Raw genomic sequence first — 19,430 nt, 5'->3', positions numbered from 1 at the left:
TGAGCAGTAATGCGCCTACATCCGCGTGTTTAAAGGGATGCGGGGCCATTGAGGACCGGCGCATCTGCTTTCGAGAATCCGCGATCTTACGAGGTCTTGGGGAACCATATCCCCCCACGTGGGGGGACTAGAATCGTGCCGCTTGCATCGCTGGGTGCCGTGCCAGGTGCTCGGCATAGACGGCCGCGATACGGGGGAGCACCTGCAGCTCCGCGGCGACGCTCAGCAGGTCCTCGTAAGCCGCCGTGGCGTTTCTCCAGCAGTCCGGGCGGATCAGCTGTCTAGCCGCCCACGCGTCAGCCTCAAGCTCTGCGCGCTCCGTGGTGCGCCTGTGCCCGTAGTAGGCGTGGCCGATCTCGTGCGCCAATGTGCAGCGGTACTGCAGTGGCGCCAGGCAGGCCAGGACGCGGATAACGCGTCGGTGGTGCCGGTATTCTCCCCAGCGGCCTCCGGGCAGGTGATCGACATCTACGATGACCACGCCTAGGTCGGCCGCGATCTTCTCCAGATGCGACATACCCCACCACCGTAGAGCCGGGGTCTGACATGGACAGATGCCTAGTCGATGAGGTCCATGAGCTCGCGGTTCGGACCAATGGTCTCACCGCCGAAGATGTCCTGGATCGCCTCGGCCTGTGACTCGCGGTCCATCGTCACGGCCCAGTTCTCTCCCAGGACGTGGTGCGCGCCGGTCATCTGGCCGCCGAGAGCGATGAGTATCGTCGGATCCTCTGCGTGGTCGGGCAGCTCCTCATCCCAGACAGCCACGTTCATGCCGGTGTGGCAGGTGAGCTCGTCGCCGTAGCCGTCAGCGATGGGCCTTGTATCACCATCCAGCTCACAGAGGAAGCCCTCTGAGTCCAGTGATGACGCCAGATCCTCAGCGTCGCTATATGTGTCGTCTGCAGTGACCTCAGTTGTGAGACGCACCGTCACGATGACCACTGTTACTGCTGCGATGACCAAGATACTAATGAAGAGCACCAGCTGCCACACGGTGTACTTGCGCTTCATTGTTCCCCTTCAGGCGTGAGTGATCATGTGGTGTGCGGGTCATCGTCCGGCCCGATCCCTCGCCACTGCTCATCTTGGGCGTCGTAGGCGGCCAGGCCGTAGTCGTCTTGGTCCTCTTCAGCCGCACTCCCTGCGGCCTGATTCATGGGGGCGGTACTGTCTGCACTTCCCACCAGCTCCTCTCGCTCCTCGCGCCCAGCAGCCATGGAGCGGATCATCTCGGTTAGGGCGTCCTGTTCACGCTTAGTGAGGCGCGAGACCTCATGTGGCGGCTCCCAGGTTCTAACGGTCAGCGATCGCCCGTGGGTGAGCTTGTAGATGTCGGATTCCGGGACACGCAGAGCAGCTGCCAGGGCTGCAACTGTGTCGTCTCCGGGCTGGTGGTCTCGATGCACCGTCCGGGTGACTGTGGTGGTCGAGAGATTCGCCAACTCGGCAAGACGATTCAGCGACGCTATCCCCACTTTGTCGAGTAGCGCCTGCCACTCGGGGGGCGTCTGTCTACGTGCCATGGGTAAACCTTCATTCGACGGGAGCAAGGGGTGCAAGGCGGCGTGTAGCCGTTGCGTCTACAAAGTTATCCAAGATTCCGCTCACCCCCTAAGAAACAGGCCGTCTACGAGTACTTGTTTTTGTAGACGATCCCGTCTACAGTTTTGCTTGCAACACGCAAGATATTCACGTACTGTCTACACAACAGGAGGAAGCAATGGCTGTCGCAACGACCACCAGAGGAGGAGTTTTCATCGTGGAACTCATCAGCACCGACGCCTTCCGCCAGTACATGAAGTACCGCGGATATAGCGTCCAAGGGCTCGCTGATCGCGTGAACGTCAGTAAGTCCACCATCGGCCACCTGCGCAGCGGCTTCCGCAAGAGCGTGGGGCCGGACATCGCCAAGGCAATTGAGAAAGCGTTGGATGCGCCTGTCGGGTCTCTTTTTTTGCCAAAGGTTGTGCACACTGCAAGCAGTACTGAAAATCGTAAGGCGCAGAACCGAAGGATGGCGGCATGAGGATCGAGCAGCAGATCGCAGAGTCACAGGCCATATGCGCCGCCGCCACACCCGGCCCGTGGGCAGTCGAATACGACTCGTGTGGAGACTATGAACTCGGCATTGACGACACTCCGTTTCCAATGCACCTCATTGGCCCCAAGTCGCAGACCAAATGGGATGACGCCGAGTGGCAGAGAGAGTACGGGCACCGCGTAAGCGAACTGTCCGACATGTCTGGCGCAGACGCCGAGCTCATCGCTCACGCCCGCACAGAGCTGCCCGCCCGGAACGCGCAGCTGCTGGCGGTCAAGCAGGCGGTGCTAGAGCTGCACACGGCAACGAGTATCTATCCCGGCGAACATGTGACGGACGCTATGGCCGCCCAGGAGCGAGGGGATACCCCAATAGCGAGGTTATGCCTTGAATGCTCTGACGAACACATTGCCGAAATGGTGGACGAGTTCGAGTGGAATAGCAGTGAGTCCGGTTCAGTGGACTACCCCTGCGCCACCGTCCGTGCCATTGAGGACGCCCCATGACCCGAGTTGATCAGATGGTCCCGGCCGGGGGAGTGGCACTCACTGGCCCGATGGCCCTGGATGACGAGAAGGCGGTCTGGCTGGCGAACGCAGCTGAGGCCATCGACACCCTCGCCCGGTCGGGCAAGGACTTCACCGCAGACGACATCCACGAGCGCGTAGGCGAACCGCTGCACGGCAACTGGTTCGGTGTCGCATTCTCTATCGCCCGCAGCGCCGGCGTCATCACCGCAGTCGGGTACACCGCCGCCCGACGACGCACACGCAACGGCGGAGCACTCAGAGTCTGGAGGCGAACATGAGGCTCGGCCACTGGCTATCCGTCCGGCAGACCGCCGAAAGCATCGGCTACACCGAAGACACCGTGCGGCTCTACTGCGCGCAGTCCAGGCAGGCACGCGAACAGGGCCGGCCGGAGGATGCCATCTTCCCCGGCGCCACCAAGTCCTCTGACTCAGAACGGGCGCACTGGCGCATCCCCGAGGAGGACGTGCGCAACTTCGGCGCCACCCGCGCCGTGAGTCAGACGACAGTGCTCGACCATCGGCGCCGAAAGCAGCTGATGGCCGCCCGCCGGCAAGCCGCGTAGCCAACACCTCCATCCCTCCGACCCGCTGAACCTAGTAGGCACCCCGCGGGTGGTGCCCCGGACTCCCGCAAGGGGAGACGGTGAGTAGGAAGAAGTCTGTCTATGAGCACCCTGACCTTAGATGTCCGCGCCCACATCACCTGGGATCGAGAGACCGCCCATGACCTGGCCGAGCACCTGGCAGAGCAGCCCGACCGCAAAGCCCGGGTGGATCTGCTCGAGGATGCGTACGGGTTCCCGCGTGACTGGGCGGACCGAAACCTGAACACCTTGCTGCGGCTGACCGCGGACCAGCTCATGCGGGTGCTGCAGCACGCTGACCCAACAGGGGAGCAGGCGACGAACAGGGCGGATGCCCGGTGACCCCATCGAAGCTGGACAAGCTCCCTTTCGAGGTTGATGGCGAGGCCTTCTACCCGACGAATCACGCGGTGGCCCGGGCTGAGCAGATGGGGATCCCCTCGGAGGTCTTCTCCGGCATCGTCGTCAAGGGCCAGTGGCAGAAGGCGCGTGCCGGCCAGTGGAAGATCCAAGCGTGGCGGCTGGCCCTGGTGCTGTCGCCACGGCCCAAGGGCTGGGCGATCTGCACCATCCAGCGCACCGCACCCGCCCCGGAGGGCATCTCTGACTCGGACGCCGCACTGCTGGCCTGGCTGAGGGGTGAGCCGTGATCATCCTCGCCCACTGTGCCGCCTGCGACGCCGACATCTACCTGCCCGTCTCGACGGCGCGCGCCCAAGTCCGCGCCCACCAGAACCGAACCTACTGCCCAGGCCATGTGCCTGCGGCAAAGGAGAAGAGCAATGACTGACGCTAAGACTGACCTGATCAATTCCTTGCGCAACGCCCACGCCGAGGGCAAGCGACCAACAGCAGGGGAAGCCGACCTGCGGGGAGCCAACCTGTGGGGAGCCAACCTGCGGGGAGCCGACCTGCGGGGAGCCGACCTGCGGGGAGCCAACCTGTGGGGAGCCAACCTGCGGGGAGCCGACCTGTGGGGAGCCGACCTGCGGGAAGCCGACCTGCGGGAAGCCGACCTGTGGGGAGCCCGATGGAATGGCCTGGCAATCCAGAACCTCCCATCAGGAAACCTGCTCCTCGTGCCGACGAGCAAAGGATGGCACATGCGCATCGGGTGCTGGTCAGGATCACCGGACGAGCTATCCGAGCTGATCGTCAGAGACGACAACTGGCCTGAAGCCCGGGGTGATGAGATCACTCGCCGACGCCCCTACCTGGAAGCCGCAGTGTCTCTCTGCCGCGTGCACATGGCAGACCGACCCAGTGTCATCGAGGGTCTTGCTCGGAGGTGGAACAAATGAGAACCCCGACCCTTGAGAACCTGCTCAACTGGGCCGCCGACGCCGGCGAGCCCCTGGAAACTGCCCTGCGCGACTCCGCCCATGTTCACGTCGAGGACCGGCTCAACAGCCTTCACGACAAGGTGAAGTCCGCGATCCATAAGCACCGCGAGCTGGCCTACGAGGAATCAGCCTTGCTGCTCGAGGAGGCCGCGGCCCTGGTCACTGAGTGCCGGGACATCAGCGCAGAGCTGTGCCAGGACCAGCGGCGTCAGGCCCACGCTGAGGGCGAGCTCCAGGAGGTCTGCTCATGAAACCACGCTGGCCGCAACCAGAGCGTCGCCTCTCCGATCACGAGCGGATGTTGTCCCGGAAACACCGCAGAGAAGCCGAAGCTGCACGCCGTCGTCGCCATGCCGGACTGTGGCTGATCGCCTGCCTCGCCGTGGCACTTGTCATCGCCTGGGGGTGGGCGGCATGAGCGTCCGCACTCTAGGTGTGGCCTACTGCGCCGGTTGCGACACCTTCTACGACGACAACGCCTGCGACTGCCCAGAGGCCGAGCAGTGATCCGCCGCTGGCTCGAATCCCTGCGCCCAAGCCGGGACCACTGCATCAGCTGCGGTGACCGCCTCCCACCTGCAGCACCACCCGATCAGGTGATGTGCCAGCGCTGCCTTTTTCTCTCCGAGTACTAAGGAGCCCCCCTGACACAGCACAAACCCCGGCTGGTCCTCGCCGCCATCGCCTCCGTCGTCGCCCTGGCACTGCTCGCCCTGGGCTACGAGGCCATCGCTGCCCTCACCGCCGTCACCGCGTTCATCGTCGGCACCCTCGACCCCGAACTCTTTAAGGAACCGATCCCATGAAAATCATTCAGCTCACCGCCTCTAATGTGAAGCGCCTCAAGGCCGTCGAAATCACCCCTGACGGCAACCTCCAAGTCATCGGCGGCAAGAACGGACAGGGCAAGTCCTCCGTGCTCGACGCCATCTGGCTCGCCCTCGGCGGCGGCAAAGCCGGCAAGGAGACCGCTCAGCCGATCCGTGACGGCGAAGAGAAAGCCAGCGTCACCCTCGACATGGGGGAGCTGATCGTCACCCGGTCATGGACCAAGGCCGGCACCCAGCTCACCGTCACCAACGCCGAGGGCGCCACCTACAAGTCACCCCAAGGGATGCTCGACGCCCTGGTGGGGCAGCTCAGCTTCGACCCGCTGGCCTTCACACGGCTCTCTGCACGAGAGCAGCGGGACGCGCTCCTGGACCTGGTGGAGCTCGGCGTGGACCTGGACGAGCTGGACGCTGAGCGACAGGCCGCCTACGAAAACCGCACTTCAGTAGGACGCATCGGTAAGTCCCTCGGCGAGGTCCAGGTGAATGAGTCACTGCCGATCGAAGAACAGTCAGCGTCTCAGATTATCGCTGAGATCCAGGAGGCCCAAGAAATCAACCGCCGGATCACAGAGGCCAATGATGCAGCAGAACGCCTAGCTGAAGAGGTACTGAATCTGGAGAAGCTGATCGCAGACAAGCGGTCAGAACTCCAGGCTGCCGAGAAAGAAGCCGCAGTCGAACTTACTGACACCGCAGAGCTCAAAGAGCGCTTGAGATCAGTCGAGTCTACGAACGCCGCGATTCGCGCCAACAATGACGCGAAGGCTCGGAAAGCCCAGAAGGATCGGCTGCGCCGCCAGTACGAGGAGTACACCCAGCAGATCGAGACCCTGGACAAACAGAAGGCCGATGCCCTGGCCAAGGCCCAGTTCCCGGTCGAAGGGCTCGCTTTCGATGAGCACGGGGTCACCTACCAGGGCGTGCCGTTCTCCCAGGCGTCCAGCGCTGAGCAGATCCGGGCCAGCCTGGCCATCGCCATCGCTCTGAACCCCAAGCTGCGGGTACTGCGGATCCTCGACGGGTCGCTGCTGGATGAGGACTCACTGGCGCTGATACGTGAGCAGGTCGCAGACCAGGACTTCCAGGTGTGGGTCGAGCGCGTGGGCGACGCCGACGAGGGTGCGGTCATCCTCGAGGACGGGAGCGTGCGTGCATGACACTCACTGTCCATGACGACCTGGAACAGGGATCCGACGCATGGCTACGGGCCCGCTGCGGCATCGTGACCGCATCCGTAGTTGGTCAACTCATCACCGCCAGCACATTGAAGCCTGCGAACAACGAGACTGCCCGCGGGCTTACCCGGAAGATGGCGGCAGAGCGCCTGACTGGGCACGTGGAGGACACCTTCACATCTGCAGACATGGAGTGCGGCATCCTCGCGGAACCGTACGCCCGAGACATCTACGCCGAGCACCACGCGCCCGTCGAGGAGACAGGCTTCATGGTCCGCACCTATGTGGAGGGCGTACGGATCGGCTATTCACCAGACGGACTGGTGGGCGATGACGGCCTGATCGAAATCAAGTCACCGCGCGCCAAGAAGCACCTCCACACCATCATCGAGAACGCCGTGCCAGCCGAGCACATGGCACAGCTGCAGTGCGGCCTGCTGGTCTCCGGTCGGGAGTGGATCGACTTCGTGTCCTACTACGGCGGAATGCCGCTGTGGACCAAGCGCGTCTACCAGGACCCCGCATGGCACCAGGCAATCCGGGACGCGCTCAGTGCCTTCGAGGCCAACGCCGCCCAGATGATCGGTGCCTACTACGCGGCTGTAGACGGGCTGCCCACCACCGAACGAATCGACTATCTAGCAGGGGACATCGTGATCTAAATGCTTGACCTTACAGACACCCTTCAACCCAAATCCGACCAGCTCAACGCGGATGATTTCATGGCTGGCCCTGTGACCGTGACCATCTCCGAGGTCACCAGGGGTAACGCTGAGCAACCAGTGAATGTCCACCTGCACGAGTTCCCCGGTCGCCCCTTCAAGCCCTCCAAGTCCATGCGTCGTGTCATGGCCCAAGCATGGGGCACAGACGGCGAGCAGTACACGAACCGGATACTCACCCTGTACCGGGACCCGACCGTGAAGTTCGCCGGCGAGGCAATCGGCGGCATCCGCATCAGCGAAATCTCGCACATCGACAAGCCCCTGAAGGTCGCGCTGACCGTCACCCGCGGCAAGCGACAGATGGTCACCGTGAAGCCGATCAGCACCAAGCCCCAAGAGCAGACGATCAGTGCCGAGGCATGGGGTGACCTGCAGAAGATCGCCGCGGACCAGGAAGTGGAGAACCTGCCCGCCTGGATCAGCGAGCAACTGGGACGGCCGCTGCAGGGATGGCAGGAGATCACCACCACGGAGGCGGCACGGCTGCGGCAGCTGATGACTACAGGCGAGGTGAAGGCCGCATGACCCCGATCCCACTGCCAGCAGGCCTGCTGGACACCAGGGCGGCGATCCTCGACTGCCTCGATGCTGTTGAGGACCACCTGCGCACCGACGATGTGCCGGTCACCGGGAGGACGCCATGACCAGCGGGCCCGAGCACTGCGCAGCCTGCGGCCGGTCACTGGTGGACGCCATCGTGCACCACACCTGGGACGGCACCACTTCACGCCACTACTGCCCAGGCCACTGCCCCGGAAAAGACTGCACCACGACACCGAAAGCGAGTCAGCATTGAGCAACACCGCACCACCAGTCGCCGTCACCATCTATACGCGACCCGCCTGCCAGCCCTGCAAGCGCACCAAGCACGTCATCGACCGCGCCGGCGTCCCATATGAAGAGGTGGACATCAGCCAGGACGACCAAGCCCTCGACGCCGTGAAGGCCCTCGGATACTCCCAGGCGCCCGTCGTGGTAGTGCGCCCCGCCGAAGCTGACAGCGACGTGCACTGGTCAGGACTGAGGCCGGACCTTCTGCAGACCTTCATCACCGAGCCACAGAAGGAGGTCTGATCATGGCCAACGAAACCGTCATCACCGTCGTCGGAAACCTGACCGCTGACCCGGAGCTGCGCTTCACCCCCTCCGGTGCGGCCGTCTCGAACTTCATCATCGCCTCGACGCCCCGGCACTTCGACCGCCAGGCCAATGGGTTCAAGGACGGCGAGACTCTCTTCGTCCGCTGCTCACTGTGGCGTGAGGCGGCCGAGAATGCCGCGGAGTCGCTCACCAAGGGCACGCGGGTCATCGCTCAGGGCCGCCTGAAGGCCCGGTCCTTCCAGACCAAGGAGGGCGAGAACCGGACCAGCTGGGAGCTCGACGTCGATGAGATCGGGCCTTCGTTGAAGTACGCGACCGCCCAGGTGCACCGCTCCCAGAAGCAAGGTGGGCAGACCCAGCAGGGCGGGGACTTCGGCGGCACCCAGCCCCAGCAGGCTCGCGACCCGTGGGCTGGCAGCCAGTCACAGGCCGACGGCTGGGACACGCCTGCCCAGCAGTCCAGCGGCCCACCTTTCTGAGGGGAGCCATGAGAATCCTCAACCTCTACGCCGGCGTCGGCGGCAACCGGGCACTGTGGCCGCGGGAGCACCAGGTCACCGCCGTCGAATACGACCCGATCATCGCCTCCGCCTACGCGGACCTGTACCCGCAGGATGAGGTGATCGTCGCCGACGCCCACGACTACCTGCTCCATCATCATCAGGACTACGACTTCATCTGGTCCTCACCCCCGTGCCAGTCTCACTCGAGGATGCGCTACCACCTGGGAGTCAAAGCCAAGGGCTTCGCGCCCCAGTACCCGGACTTCCGCCTCTATGAGGAGATAACCCTCCTCTCAGTCGAGAGAGAAGGGCCCTGGGTGGTCGAGAACGTTCTGCCTTGGTATGAGCCGCTGATCCCGGCGAAGCAGCTCAACCGTCACCTGTACTGGTCGAACTTCTCGCTCAGTGAGGTGCCCAAAGCCACGGAGAAGCTACGGAAGGCTCAGATCCCGGAGCTGCAGAAGCTCCATGGCATCAGCCTGGACAAGTACCGGATCCCGAACAAGCGGCAGGTGCTCCGGAACATGGTGCCGCCCGCGGTGGGGGAGTCCATCCTGAACGATGCGGTCGCCGCGATCAGTCAGCCAGTGCCCATCAGCCCCCAGCAAGCAGAAGCACTGTTCTGATACGGATCCACCACCCTCAACCGCCAGCCCCGCCAGTGTGCGGGGCTTTTTCACGCCCAGACCAAGAAAGGAGGTGGGAGCCATCCGCATCAGGAGCACTAAACCTGAGTTCTGGCGATCCAAGACGATTTCCTCAGTGTCGTGGGACGCGCGACTGGTCCTCAAGGCCCTTGAGTCCTACGTGGATGACAACGGCGTGGGTAAGGATGACATGGAGCTGATCGTCATGCAGACGTTCAGCCGAGACCAATTCCGGAACCCTACCGGAACAGTCCGGAGGGTGTCGGAAGCCGTTTCCGAGCTCATCCAGGCCCATTTGGTCACACGATACGAGGCTGACGGTGAACCATTGCTGTACGTGGAGCGGTGGAAGGACCACCAGTACGTGCAGAAGCCCCAAAAAGGACGTTTCCCCAGGCCAGACGGCACATTGGAGTACTCAGAGACCGTTGATTCGGAGGCTTACCGGAAAGGTCCGGAGGAGTATGGAAACAGTCCGGCCCGGATCAGGGGATCAGAGGAACAGGGATCAGGGGAACAGGTAAAACCGCCCGCCGCTGTCGCGGACGGCCAGAGCGAGACCGGCGACAGGTTCGAGCTTGCCCACCCAGATCCACCACGACCACCCGAAACAGAGCTCTTCGACCGCTTCTGGGATGCCTACCCACGCAAGGACGACAAGGGCAAAGCACGGGAGAAGTTCAAGGCGGCCCTCAACCGAGCCGACGCCGAGCAGATCATCGCCGGCGCAGAGCGCTACCGCGACGACCCCAACCGGGATCCGGCCTACACCAAGCTGGCCACCACCTGGCTCAACGCTGACGCCTGGGACAACGGGCCACTGCCGCCACGGACCACCGGGCGACCATCGGTGTCCGAACGCAAAGATGCCGAGTTCGCCCGCGCCGCCGAAGCATGGCTGCCACAGTCACTGCCGGGAGAGATCGAGCCATGAGCCCAGCACAGGACCACCACGCCCTGAACCCCGGCGAGCCCATCGCTCATCACCGCATCCCAGATCTGGTGCGCTACGTGGCCGGCACCGACGGAAGGATCACCCCAGAACGCGCCACGTTCGACATCTGGGCCCGCACCATCGTCGGCCTCGGATCAGCTCTGGTGGCAGACATCATCCAGGCCTACTACGCCCGCCACGACCCCAAGCACCCAGACAAGGCGCCCATCAGTCCCGGCTGGATCAGGGCTGAGGCGAACAGCCGGATCGAGCGAGCTCAGAACCTCGCCCAGATCGACGCACCACGACCCCGCAAAGGCGGCCGGATGCCCCGTCATGTGCTCGAGAAGTTCCAGGCCAAGGGCTACCTCCAAGACCGCGACCCGTCACAGTACGCCTGAGAGCTTCGCAGGAGCGCGGACCGGTAAGTGTCCACTGTGCCCCTGCAAAGCCGGGAGAGCTGGCAGGGAGCAGCGATTTGACCCACGTAAGCACCACCGAGAGGCAACGATGAAGAAGATGACCGCAAGCTGCTACCTCATCATCAAGCCCACGCACATAGCCGGCGGAGTCGTCCGCGAGATCAACATTTCGCGGATGACCAAAACTCAACCGGCCCTCGAACCTGGCGAGATCGCAGTCAAGACACGCGTCAACGTCACCCATGAATCATTCGAGCCTTCGACCGCGCTGTTGGAAGTTGAGCCCCACAGCGGCGTCTACGTCCCGACCGCCGAGGTCGTCGCCGACGCGATGGGAGGCGGAGACGATGCCTGAGCTTCATGACGTACTCGCCGAGATCAAGAACCGGGCATATCTCGCAACCCCAGCACCCGGGGAGCGGTTCGTGCCCAAAGAGATGATGCGTCGGTCCCAAGCAGACGTGCCCACACTCATCGCACTGGTGGAACCCATCGCAGAGATTCTCCGCCACTCAGGCGACGCCAACTTCGATCCCGTGAGCATCGCCGAAGGCTGCGTCTGTGACATCTGCAACCTCATCATCGGAACACTGAACGCACGCCAGGAGTCTGCTCATGCCTGACTTGCTCCACTCCCAGACCGTCACTGCCCGGAAGCCGCACCGGTGCTCTACCTGCCAGACCACCGCAGTCCAGCCCGGTGAGACCTACACCAGGGACACGCTCATCTACGACGGCGCCATCTACGACTGGGTGCAATGCCAGCTCTGTGCCGGCCTGTTCTCCCGCGTCTGGGACGCCTACGGCAGCCCTTACCGCGACGAAGGAATCGGGCCAGACGACTACGCCGAATGGGCCAGCGAGACAGTCAGGGGCAACTATGGCGCCGACGAACGCGCACTGGCACAGGAATGGCTCACGCAAGCAGGACTAGGAGACCACCATGAAGGCCGCTGACTACCGCGCCAAGCTCATGAGCGAGGGCGACCTCCAACAGTCCGTCGAGCAGCTGCTCACCCTCCACGGGTGGACCTTCCACCACGAGACTGACAGCAGGAAGTCGCGCCGAGGCTTCCCCGATCTGATCGCCGTGCACCCCACTGGCCGACTCCTGCTGGTCGAGCTCAAGGGTTACGACGCTCGCGGGAGGCTCGGGACCGCCACGGCCGAGCAGCAGAAGTGGCTCGACGTGTGGCGGCAGGCTGGTGCCCGAATCCATGGTGACGTGATCACCTCATACGCCTGGGAGCCGAAGGACTGGCACTCAGGCGCTATCGGGCGGGTACTGGAGGTGAGGCGATGAGTGATCACACTTGGGAGTGCTGGGTTGCTTATCATTCGGATTACAGCGGCTTCGTCGTCTTTCACTCCGAGATCACTGCGCTCAGGCACGCCGTCGAGAACCACATGCAGGTTAAGCGACTAGAGAGCGGGGAGGAGTTGCGCTGACACCCGGCACACCCACCCGAGCCACTGGTTTACATCACTTTAATTTTATATGACAATGGTTTAAGAGAAGAACACTTCTCATAAAAACAACCCGAGGTGCCGTAATGGAATCTACAGTCAAAGTCAGTATATTCACAGTCGATGGAGAATACCAGGAAGGGCATATTCCGTCCGGAATCAACGACACCTTCCACTCCAACCCCAGTGACCTGCACTGGGTCGAACTTAAAGACAATGACGGCAATCACCTTAAATGGATAAATATGCAGTACGCCACTGCGCTGATCCACCAGGGTGAAGTGTCATCAAAAGATTGGCTTTACTAGCTGCTCACCGAGTAACCAATTGACCCCTCACCAATCGGTGGGGGGTCTTTTTCGTGCCCAAATACTTCCCCAGGAGGATCATTGAGCGAGCTGCAGGACTCTATCGACAGGCTGACGCGAGACCACGAGCGGCCATTGGCTCAAGGTAAGACCGTCACAGTGCCGGGACTGCTGGCACAGCTCGACGCCGCTGTGACTGAGCAGAAGCGTGGCGGCTCAGCAGGCAATGAGATAGCGATCCCCGTGAGCCCAGGTGCCATGCGCATTCAGGCTGAGGTGGCCGACGTGGTGCGCTCGGAGTCGCTCGAGCAGATCGGGACTCACGCAGGCAGGGTGGCAGACCTGCTGAAGCGGTGGCCCGAAGAGGGTGGAGACCTTGACCACCTCGAGCACGTAGCACTGGACCTCTGCGACAAGATTGAAGCGCTGGTGGATCCAGGGCCACCGCGGCGACCACTGCGCGAGAGGTGCCCAGCGTGTGGACAGCGGTGGGTACTGGATGAGGATGGGCATCGCAGCGAGTGCCTGACTGCTGGCGTCTTCAAAGAGGACGGGACCTTGAAGCTGCCAGCGGACTACGACGTGGAGTGCCTCAACTGCTCTGCACACTGGGCCGGCAAGGACTTGGCAGGGGTGCTTAAGCGACTGCCGAAATCGCTACTCAACACGGGGGCGGGTATTCAAATGACAGCGGTGTAATTTTTGCTAGGATGGAGTCACGTCCGGTGAAGTCTGCCCGGAGACTTTAAGCCCCTGCCAATCATGGCGGGGGCATTTGTATGGGCGCACCCCCTCCACCCCGACCACCTCGCACACACCCCCACGGAGGCGACACCATGCCACGGTATGCGTGCTCAACCCCTGGTTGCCCCAGCCTCCACGACAGGACTGGCAAGTGTGCGTCATGCCGGGGGGAGCGTGACAAGGGGCGCAGGCCGGACGGGAACCCGTACGCATCACGGGCACACCACCGCTTCCGCGATCAGGTGTTGGCACGCGACCCAGTGTGTGTGGAGTGCCTCGGCGCTCGGTCCACTGTCGCTGACCATCATCCTGCCGAGCGCTGGGAGTTGGTGGAGGCTGGCGCTGACCCCAACGACCCAGCGCACGGACGCGGACTGTGTAAGTCCTGCCACGACAGCAAGACAGCTAAGACTCACGAGCTCGGCGGAAGTCATTGACTCTTCAGCTCGTTCGATCCGCTTCGGCTGTCTTGCTTGTCGCTCTGATTGTGTTCATTGAATAAAGGTTGAACATAAACACTCTGCTGTCTGGCTGAGTGCTGCGAAGTGGGGACTGGTCGCGCTTGCTCTTCCCTCCAACATAAAGGCGCAGGTCAGGTGGGGGGTACCCCCTTTCGAGGGAAGTGAGCTGTACCGCTGGGGAGGGATCTGGACCCCGCGAAGGGTTCAAAACATTCATGAACATAGCCTGTATAGGCAGTCGATCAGCACCGAAAGGGTGAATTGATCATGGCATCTGGTGGAGCTCGCAATCGCTCTGGGCCGCAGGCAGATATCAACTCTGGGCGCTCTGACAGCCGAGGCCTGACTCTCGATCAGCTCCCGAATGAGGGGCGCGAGGGTGAGCCGCCCATCGAATTCCCATTGGGTGACCCCCAGGTGTACATCGATGACGTCACTGATTCCGGCAAACCCGTGAAGCGCTACGACCACGAGGCGTCCATGCAGCGCAAGGGGTCTGAGCTCGCTCTCTGGGAGCAGGTATGGACCTATCCGCAGGCTGTGGCATGGGAGCGCGAACCGTGGCGCTGGAACCTGGTGGCCATGTGGGTGCGCACCTTCCTTACTGCGTCTGGCCCGGAAGCCAAGGCGGCTGACAAGACTGCTCTGCACCGCTTCGGTGACCAGATCGGCCTGACGCCGGCCGGGCTCAAGGAGAATGGCTGGCAGATCGTGCGTGACGAGGTTGCTGCGCAGCGATCCACGCCGAAGAAGAAGGCTGAGCCCGTCAAGCGCGAGCGCCGCCTGCGCGCCGTTGGGGAATGAGGTCGGCCGATGTCGGCGTCGTTGACTTTCCTACTCTGGGAGACCTGCTCGACGCCTGGATAGACCGTCATTGCCGCGTTCCAGATGGCTTCGACCGCGGAAAGCCGTTCAAGCTCTCTGACTGGCAGTTCTGGTGCGTGGCGAATCACTACCGCGTGCGCCCGGATGCGAAGTGGAACGAGGACAAGCCCCTTCGCTCCCAGGCATTCGTCTACCGCCGCACACAGATTGTCGCACCACAGAAGACGGGTAAAGGTCCGCTCTCTGCAGCCGTGGTCGCTGCAGAAGGCGTGGGGCCCACCCTCTTTGCCGGCTGGGCTGAGGATGGCGACGAGTACTCATGCGAAGACAATGGCTGTCCGTGTGGATGGACCTTCCCGTATGAGGCCGGCGAGCCAATGGGTATGCGCCAGCCGTCACCGCTGATTCAGCTGCTCGCCTCCTCCGAGGACCAGGCGGATAACGTCTATGGACCCCTCAAGGCGATGGTGAAGCTCGGCGATCTGGGTGAGCTCATGAAGGTGCGCGAGGGGTTCATCCGCATTCTTGGCGGCGCCGGCGGGGATGACTACGACAAGATCGAAGTCGTCTCGTCCTCGGCGCAGTCCCGACTCGGAAACCCGATCTCGTTCGCCCTGCAGGATGAGTCCGGCACCTACACCGCCTCGAACAAGCTGGTGAAGGTCGCGCAGACACAGCGCCGCGGCCTTGCCGGCATGGGTGGCCGTGCGATGGAGACCACAAACGCTTGGGATCCGGCCGACAACTCGACCGCACAGCAGACCTACGAGTCGAACGCACAGGACATCTTCCGCTTCTACCGATACCCGCCGAACGAGTTGTCGTACCGCAATAAGCGTGAGCGCCGGAAGATCCACCGCCACGTCTATGACGGCTCACCCTGGGTAAACCTGGATGACATCGAAGCTGAGGCCTCAGAGCTTCTCGAGCAGGATCCGTCCCAGGCCGAGCGCTTCTTCGGAAACCGCATCGTCTACGGCGCCGGCACATGGCTTGACCCCGAGGTCATACCGGAGTCCGCGAGTCCACTGCCCCCTGATGGTGTATCAGTTGCCGGCGGATTCGACGGTTCAGAGCACGACGACTGGACTGCGATCAAGCTCGAGACGCGCGAGGGCCTGCTCTTCACTCCGCTCTATGGCCCAGATTCTCGTCCTGCGTACTGGAATCCCTCAGAGTGGGGCGGAAAGATCCCCCGCGGCGAGGTTGAAGCTGCGTGGGACGAGATTGCACGTCGCTACGACATCGTGCGCGTCTACTGCGATCCCGGCTTCCATGACGAGCGGTCCTGGGAGTCTGACATCGAGGCGTGGGACCAGGAGCACGGCCCGGACAAATTCATCCCGTGGCCGACGAACCAGATCATGCGTATGTATGGCGCGCTCACTCGGTTCAAGGCCGACATCCGCAACGACGACATCAGCATGGATGACTGCCAACAGACGCGAGTGCACCTGCGCAACGCCAAGATGCTAGCCAAGCCGGGGGATCGCTACATCCTCGGCAAGCCGTCGCAGAGACAGAAGATCGACATCGGCATGACCGCAGTGCTCGCCCATGAGGCGGCTGCAGACGCACGTGCTGCGGGCTGGCCGGAGCAAGTCACCGAGTACGCATATTTCGCTTGACCCGAGGGGGCCTGATGCTTGAAGCGCGCGAGGCCGACGCCAAGGTGAAGAATCTCTACGACGCCCTGACCAAACGGCGCCCGCAGCTCGATGAGCTCGACGCCTACTACGAGGGTCGCCACCCTCTGCGCTTCGCCTCCCAGGAGTGGCGCGAGTACAACGGCGAGCGATACAAGGGCTTCGCGGACAACTGGTGCGCCGTTGTGGTGGATGCGCTCAATGAGCGACTGAAGGTCAACGGTCTGCGTACGGATGGGTCGGAACACCTGTGGGATGACTGGCTGCGCAATGAGATGGAAGCGCAGTCATCCCAGGGCTTCCTGCAGACCATCGCGGCAACGCGCTCGGCGGTGATCGTCTGGCGCAACGGTGATGGTGATCCGGTCGCACAGTGGGAGCCTCCCCAGAACGTCTATGTCGAGTATGACCCGGTTGATATGCGTACCCGCCGGTTCGCGCTCAAGACATGGATGGACGACACCAAGGAGTTCGCCTACCTCTACGACGACCAGGCGGTCTACAAGTTCTCGCGGCCGGCGCACTTTGCGGCCAACCGGGGATCACAGTCCGGGCTGATTGTCCCCGGCACCTCTACGGCGGCATCTGATGGCTGGGATCCTGAGCAGGGCAACGATGACTCGTGGCCCTTGCGCCACCCCATGCGTGCTGTGCCGGTGGTCGAGGTCAAGAATCGCCCTCGCCTGCGTCATGATCCGATCAGCGACATCGCCGGGACCCGCTCTATGCAGGATGCAATCAACCTGCTCTGGGCTTACCTCTTCGCCGCGGCCGACCATGCCAGCTTTCAGGCCCGCGTAGTCATGGGCCAGGAGCACCCTAAGACTCCAGTCCTGGACGGAAACGGCCAGAAGATAGGAGAGAAGCCCGTTGATCTCAAAGAGCTTCGCCAGGGCCGCATCCTCTGGCTGACCGGCCAGAATGCCAAGATCGGCCAGTGGGACGCGGCCAGGCTCGATGTCTTCACCGATGTCATCGACATCAACATCAACCACATCGCCGCTCAGACTAGGACGCCGGCGCACTACTTCGTGGCCAACAAGGGCATGTCGAACCTCAACGGCGAGACACTTAAGGCCACGGAGACGCCGCTGGTCAAGAAGGCTGACGAGTTCCAGATGTACGCCTCCGGCGACGTGGCTGAGATCTTCCGCCTCTTCGCCCGAGTCCGCGGCGAGCACGAGCTCGCACGCCAGATCAGCGGACACCATGCCGTCTGGGCGGACAAGGAGATCCGCTCTGAGGCTCAGCGCTCGGATGCCCTGCTCAAGAAGAAGCAGATGGGCTATCCGCTGCGCTACCTGCTCGAGGAGGATGGGCACTCTCCTCACGAGGTGGAGCGCATCATGCAGATGCGTGAAGAGGAGCAGATCAGCGATCCGCTGGTGGCTGCGACGAACGCGATGAGGCAGGGCCTTCCTGATGAGCCTGCAGCAGGTAGCTGACCGCCACCTCGAAGCACGCAGCCTGCTCAGTCTGACTGCCGGCCGGTATCTCACCCAGCTCTGGACACGGCATGTAGATCCGGCGGATGTTTTCCGGTCGTGGAACGAGCAGATTCCGGTGGCCGATGAGGCGCTGTCGGGGATGCAGTACATGGCGGCCCGTGATTCACAGCAGTACATCGGTGCCGCGCTGGGGGAGTTCGGCCTAGAGCCCAGTGGCCCACCACTGAGTGCGGCCGGCTTTGCTGGCTTCACCTATGGCCTGGACAGCACGCCACCGATGCACTTGCCTGGCGCCCTGGAGCACCCGGCCTATCGCACGATGGATTTGCTCAAGCAGGGCTACCCGTCGGATCAAGCGATGGCCGGCGGGCTGGATTCGCTGGTCACCATGGGCGGCTCAGCCGTAGCGGACGCTGGCCGGCAGGCAGATGGCGTTCAGGCGGCGACCGAGCAGCAGGTCACCGGCTACGTGCGGCAGGTAGAAGCTGATGCGTGCTCGAGGTGCATGATCCTTGCCGGCCGTCGCTACCGACACAATGACGGCTTTGACCGACACCCGAACTGCCTGTGCGAGCACGTGCCCATCGTGGACGGCGAATCAGTTCCCGTCCAAGACTCCTATGAGCTCTTCGAGTCGATGAGCCTCGAAGAGCAGTCTCATCGCTTCGGCGAAGCTGGCGCACAGGCAATCCGCGACGGCGCCGACATCTACCAGGTGGTCAACGCGCGCCGCGGTATGTCCTCAACTGCCACGGGCTCTCTGGTGACCACAGAGGGCACCGCACAGCGCCGAGGACGGCCAGTCGGATTTGCGGGACGACAGATGGAGCGATCCGGCGTCACGGGCCCACGCATGATGCCCGAGGAGATCTACCGGCGAGCCAATGGCAACGACCGCATCATCCGAGAGCAGCTGCAGCGTCACGGCTACATCACCGGCACGCAGAGTTCCGAGGGCATCCTGCGGCCGCAGATGTCCGGCTGGTACGGCGATTCGGTGCGTGAGCGGCGCGAGCGTCTGCGACAAGGCAACCAATAACCCGAGAGTCCCGAGAGGGGAACTATGAGCCACGAGAACATCAACCCGGCCAGCCAGGACCAACCCGATCCGCAGCAGAATGAGCCGACACAGGACGAGCCTGCCGGCACCGGCGAGCAGGACAACTGGCAGGAGAAGTTCGAGGCTCAGCGGAAGGTCAACCGCGACCTTGAGAAGAAGCTCAAGGGCGAGGCCGGCACGCTGAAGCAGCAGCTCGAAGAGGCTCAGGCCAAGCTCGAGGGCCGCGAAGAGGAGTTTAAGCAGACCCAGGCTCAGCGAGAGGCAGAGGCTGAGGCGCTCCAGAAGGCCAACGAGCGCATCCGTCAGGCCGAGGTTCGCGCGGCGGCCGCAGGCAAACTCAATGACCCGACAGACGCACTGCGTCTGCTAGACCTGTCGTCCTTCGAGGTCGGGGACGACGGCGCTGTGGATGGTGACGCCATCCAGAGCGCGATCGCAGACCTCATCACACAGAAGCCCTATTTGGCCGCGCAAGGTGGCTGGTCCCAGGGCGACGGAATCGGGGCAGGCCGCAAGGACTCCCGACCGTCTCAGCTATCCCAGTCAGATCTGTCTGGGATGTCACCCGCTCAGATCAACACTGCGCGCGCCGAGGGTCGTCTCGATGACCTCCTCGGCCGGCGATAAC

Annotated in this window: 32 protein-coding genes; 29 read left to right on the top strand and 3 right to left on the bottom strand. The window is 63.0% G+C overall.

Annotation, left to right across the window (positions count from 1 at the left end; genetic code table 11):
* Nucleotides 1-127 precede the first annotated feature (127 nt).
* The 3 genes from FWJ47_RS09220 to FWJ47_RS09210 are packed head-to-tail and all read right to left on the bottom strand — an operon-like array spanning nucleotide 128 to nucleotide 1,526.
* Nucleotides 128-517 (bottom strand): ImmA/IrrE family metallo-endopeptidase, encoded by a 390-nt coding sequence (locus FWJ47_RS09220; RefSeq protein WP_147107228.1) that lies wholly within the window; start codon nucleotides 515-517, stop codon nucleotides 128-130.
* A gap of 41 nt (nucleotides 518-558) precedes the next feature.
* The gene (locus tag FWJ47_RS09215) at nucleotides 559-1,014 is read right to left on the bottom strand and encodes a hypothetical protein (protein WP_147107225.1); all 456 of its coding nucleotides are present in this window, start codon (nucleotides 1,012-1,014) and stop codon (nucleotides 559-561) included.
* 23 nt (nucleotides 1,015-1,037) lie between these two features.
* Nucleotides 1,038-1,526, bottom strand: a complete 489-nt coding sequence (locus FWJ47_RS09210) for a helix-turn-helix domain-containing protein (protein ID WP_147107222.1) — start codon at nucleotides 1,524-1,526, stop codon at nucleotides 1,038-1,040.
* 236 nt (nucleotides 1,527-1,762) lie between these two features.
* Here FWJ47_RS09210 and FWJ47_RS09205 point away from each other — a divergent pair, with 236 nt between their 5' ends.
* From FWJ47_RS09205 to FWJ47_RS09070, 29 genes are all read left to right on the top strand, one after another.
* Nucleotides 1,763-2,029, top strand: a complete 267-nt coding sequence (locus FWJ47_RS09205; RefSeq protein ID WP_170228541.1) for a helix-turn-helix transcriptional regulator — start codon at nucleotides 1,763-1,765, stop codon at nucleotides 2,027-2,029.
* Nucleotides 2,026-2,550, top strand: a complete 525-nt coding sequence (locus FWJ47_RS09200; protein WP_147107217.1) for a hypothetical protein — start codon at nucleotides 2,026-2,028, stop codon at nucleotides 2,548-2,550. The genes FWJ47_RS09205 and FWJ47_RS09200 overlap by 4 nt, the downstream gene beginning before the upstream one ends.
* Nucleotides 2,547-2,852: a hypothetical protein gene (locus FWJ47_RS09195; RefSeq protein ID WP_147107214.1), complete on the top strand. Its 306-nt coding sequence runs from the start codon at nucleotides 2,547-2,549 to the stop codon at nucleotides 2,850-2,852. Before FWJ47_RS09200 ends, FWJ47_RS09195 begins: the two co-directional genes overlap by 4 nt.
* A complete protein-coding gene (locus FWJ47_RS09190) occupies nucleotides 2,849-3,139 on the top strand; it encodes a hypothetical protein (protein WP_147107211.1) in 291 nt (96 codons plus the stop codon). The genes FWJ47_RS09195 and FWJ47_RS09190 overlap by 4 nt, the downstream gene beginning before the upstream one ends.
* A 102-nt stretch (nucleotides 3,140-3,241) precedes the next feature.
* Complete coding sequence (locus tag FWJ47_RS09185; RefSeq protein ID WP_147107208.1) at nucleotides 3,242-3,502, top strand: hypothetical protein; 261 nt, start codon at nucleotides 3,242-3,244, stop codon at nucleotides 3,500-3,502.
* Nucleotides 3,499-3,810 (top strand): hypothetical protein, encoded by a 312-nt coding sequence (locus tag FWJ47_RS09180; RefSeq protein ID WP_147107205.1) that lies wholly within the window; start codon nucleotides 3,499-3,501, stop codon nucleotides 3,808-3,810. Before FWJ47_RS09185 ends, FWJ47_RS09180 begins: the two co-directional genes overlap by 4 nt.
* Nucleotides 3,807-3,950 (top strand): hypothetical protein, encoded by a 144-nt coding sequence (locus tag FWJ47_RS12085; RefSeq protein WP_170228540.1) that lies wholly within the window; start codon nucleotides 3,807-3,809, stop codon nucleotides 3,948-3,950. The genes FWJ47_RS09180 and FWJ47_RS12085 overlap by 4 nt, the downstream gene beginning before the upstream one ends.
* Nucleotides 3,943-4,461: a pentapeptide repeat-containing protein gene (locus FWJ47_RS12155; RefSeq protein WP_281289240.1), complete on the top strand. Its 519-nt coding sequence runs from the start codon at nucleotides 3,943-3,945 to the stop codon at nucleotides 4,459-4,461. Before FWJ47_RS12085 ends, FWJ47_RS12155 begins: the two co-directional genes overlap by 8 nt.
* Nucleotides 4,458-4,754 carry a hypothetical protein gene (locus FWJ47_RS09170; RefSeq protein WP_147107203.1) on the top strand — a complete coding sequence of 99 codons (297 nt, stop codon included), beginning with the start codon at nucleotides 4,458-4,460 and terminating at the stop codon, nucleotides 4,752-4,754. The genes FWJ47_RS12155 and FWJ47_RS09170 overlap by 4 nt, the downstream gene beginning before the upstream one ends.
* A 551-nt stretch (nucleotides 4,755-5,305) precedes the next feature.
* Nucleotides 5,306-6,493, top strand: a complete 1,188-nt coding sequence (locus tag FWJ47_RS09165) for an AAA family ATPase (RefSeq protein ID WP_147107200.1) — start codon at nucleotides 5,306-5,308, stop codon at nucleotides 6,491-6,493.
* Nucleotides 6,490-7,173 (top strand): lambda exonuclease family protein, encoded by a 684-nt coding sequence (locus tag FWJ47_RS09160; protein WP_147107197.1) that lies wholly within the window; start codon nucleotides 6,490-6,492, stop codon nucleotides 7,171-7,173. The genes FWJ47_RS09165 and FWJ47_RS09160 overlap by 4 nt, the downstream gene beginning before the upstream one ends.
* 60 nt (nucleotides 7,174-7,233) lie before the next feature.
* Nucleotides 7,234-7,761 (top strand): hypothetical protein, encoded by a 528-nt coding sequence (locus FWJ47_RS09155; RefSeq protein ID WP_170228539.1) that lies wholly within the window; start codon nucleotides 7,234-7,236, stop codon nucleotides 7,759-7,761.
* Nucleotides 7,758-7,880, top strand: coding sequence for a hypothetical protein (locus FWJ47_RS12350; RefSeq protein ID WP_281289239.1), 123 nt, complete (start codon nucleotides 7,758-7,760; stop codon nucleotides 7,878-7,880). Before FWJ47_RS09155 ends, FWJ47_RS12350 begins: the two co-directional genes overlap by 4 nt.
* A gap of 148 nt (nucleotides 7,881-8,028) precedes the next feature.
* Entirely contained in the window at nucleotides 8,029-8,310 is a 282-nt protein-coding gene (locus FWJ47_RS12285) for a glutaredoxin domain-containing protein (RefSeq protein ID WP_246126240.1), read from the top strand.
* A 2-nt stretch (nucleotides 8,311-8,312) separates the two neighbouring features.
* Entirely contained in the window at nucleotides 8,313-8,816 is a 504-nt protein-coding gene (locus tag FWJ47_RS09145) for a single-stranded DNA-binding protein (protein WP_147107191.1), read from the top strand.
* Between the two features lie 8 nt (nucleotides 8,817-8,824).
* Nucleotides 8,825-9,466, top strand: a complete 642-nt coding sequence (locus tag FWJ47_RS09140; protein ID WP_147107188.1) for a class I SAM-dependent methyltransferase — start codon at nucleotides 8,825-8,827, stop codon at nucleotides 9,464-9,466.
* 73 nt (nucleotides 9,467-9,539) lie between these two features.
* The gene (locus tag FWJ47_RS09135; protein ID WP_147107186.1) at nucleotides 9,540-10,421 is read left to right on the top strand and encodes a hypothetical protein; all 882 of its coding nucleotides are present in this window, start codon (nucleotides 9,540-9,542) and stop codon (nucleotides 10,419-10,421) included.
* Nucleotides 10,418-10,822, top strand: coding sequence for a hypothetical protein (locus tag FWJ47_RS09130; protein ID WP_147107182.1), 405 nt, complete (start codon nucleotides 10,418-10,420; stop codon nucleotides 10,820-10,822). Before FWJ47_RS09135 ends, FWJ47_RS09130 begins: the two co-directional genes overlap by 4 nt.
* Nucleotides 10,823-10,931: 109 nt before the next feature.
* On the top strand, nucleotides 10,932-11,198 hold the full coding sequence (locus FWJ47_RS09125) for a hypothetical protein (protein ID WP_147107179.1): 267 nt from the start codon (nucleotides 10,932-10,934) through the stop codon (nucleotides 11,196-11,198).
* Nucleotides 11,191-11,466, top strand: coding sequence for a hypothetical protein (locus FWJ47_RS09120; protein WP_147107176.1), 276 nt, complete (start codon nucleotides 11,191-11,193; stop codon nucleotides 11,464-11,466). Before FWJ47_RS09125 ends, FWJ47_RS09120 begins: the two co-directional genes overlap by 8 nt.
* Nucleotides 11,459-11,800, top strand: a complete 342-nt coding sequence (locus FWJ47_RS09115) for a hypothetical protein (protein WP_147107173.1) — start codon at nucleotides 11,459-11,461, stop codon at nucleotides 11,798-11,800. Before FWJ47_RS09120 ends, FWJ47_RS09115 begins: the two co-directional genes overlap by 8 nt.
* Nucleotides 11,787-12,146 (top strand): VRR-NUC domain-containing protein, encoded by a 360-nt coding sequence (locus tag FWJ47_RS09110; RefSeq protein ID WP_147107170.1) that lies wholly within the window; start codon nucleotides 11,787-11,789, stop codon nucleotides 12,144-12,146. Before FWJ47_RS09115 ends, FWJ47_RS09110 begins: the two co-directional genes overlap by 14 nt.
* 250 nt (nucleotides 12,147-12,396) lie before the next feature.
* The gene (locus tag FWJ47_RS09105; RefSeq protein ID WP_147107166.1) at nucleotides 12,397-12,618 is read left to right on the top strand and encodes a hypothetical protein; all 222 of its coding nucleotides are present in this window, start codon (nucleotides 12,397-12,399) and stop codon (nucleotides 12,616-12,618) included.
* A gap of 81 nt (nucleotides 12,619-12,699) precedes the next feature.
* Nucleotides 12,700-13,317 (top strand): hypothetical protein, encoded by a 618-nt coding sequence (locus tag FWJ47_RS09100; RefSeq protein ID WP_147107163.1) that lies wholly within the window; start codon nucleotides 12,700-12,702, stop codon nucleotides 13,315-13,317.
* Nucleotides 13,318-14,240: 923 nt separating this feature from the next.
* On the top strand, nucleotides 14,241-14,627 hold the full coding sequence (locus FWJ47_RS09090; RefSeq protein ID WP_147107157.1) for a hypothetical protein: 387 nt from the start codon (nucleotides 14,241-14,243) through the stop codon (nucleotides 14,625-14,627).
* On the top strand, nucleotides 14,624-16,276 hold the full coding sequence (locus tag FWJ47_RS09085; RefSeq protein ID WP_147107152.1) for a hypothetical protein: 1,653 nt from the start codon (nucleotides 14,624-14,626) through the stop codon (nucleotides 16,274-16,276). Before FWJ47_RS09090 ends, FWJ47_RS09085 begins: the two co-directional genes overlap by 4 nt.
* A gap of 14 nt (nucleotides 16,277-16,290) precedes the next feature.
* Nucleotides 16,291-17,739, top strand: a complete 1,449-nt coding sequence (locus tag FWJ47_RS09080) for a phage portal protein (RefSeq protein ID WP_147107149.1) — start codon at nucleotides 16,291-16,293, stop codon at nucleotides 17,737-17,739.
* Nucleotides 17,717-18,781 (top strand): VG15 protein, encoded by a 1,065-nt coding sequence (locus FWJ47_RS09075; protein ID WP_147107147.1) that lies wholly within the window; start codon nucleotides 17,717-17,719, stop codon nucleotides 18,779-18,781. Before FWJ47_RS09080 ends, FWJ47_RS09075 begins: the two co-directional genes overlap by 23 nt.
* A gap of 24 nt (nucleotides 18,782-18,805) precedes the next feature.
* Entirely contained in the window at nucleotides 18,806-19,429 is a 624-nt protein-coding gene (locus FWJ47_RS09070) for a phage scaffolding protein (protein ID WP_211358991.1), read from the top strand.
* Nucleotide 19,430 lies beyond the last annotated feature (1 nt).

The sequence above is a fragment of the Nesterenkonia populi genome (genome assembly GCF_007994735.1).
GTDB classification, from domain to species: Bacteria; Actinomycetota; Actinomycetes; order Actinomycetales; family Micrococcaceae; genus Nesterenkonia; species Nesterenkonia populi.
This window is presented reverse-complemented; position numbering and strand designations above follow the sequence as displayed.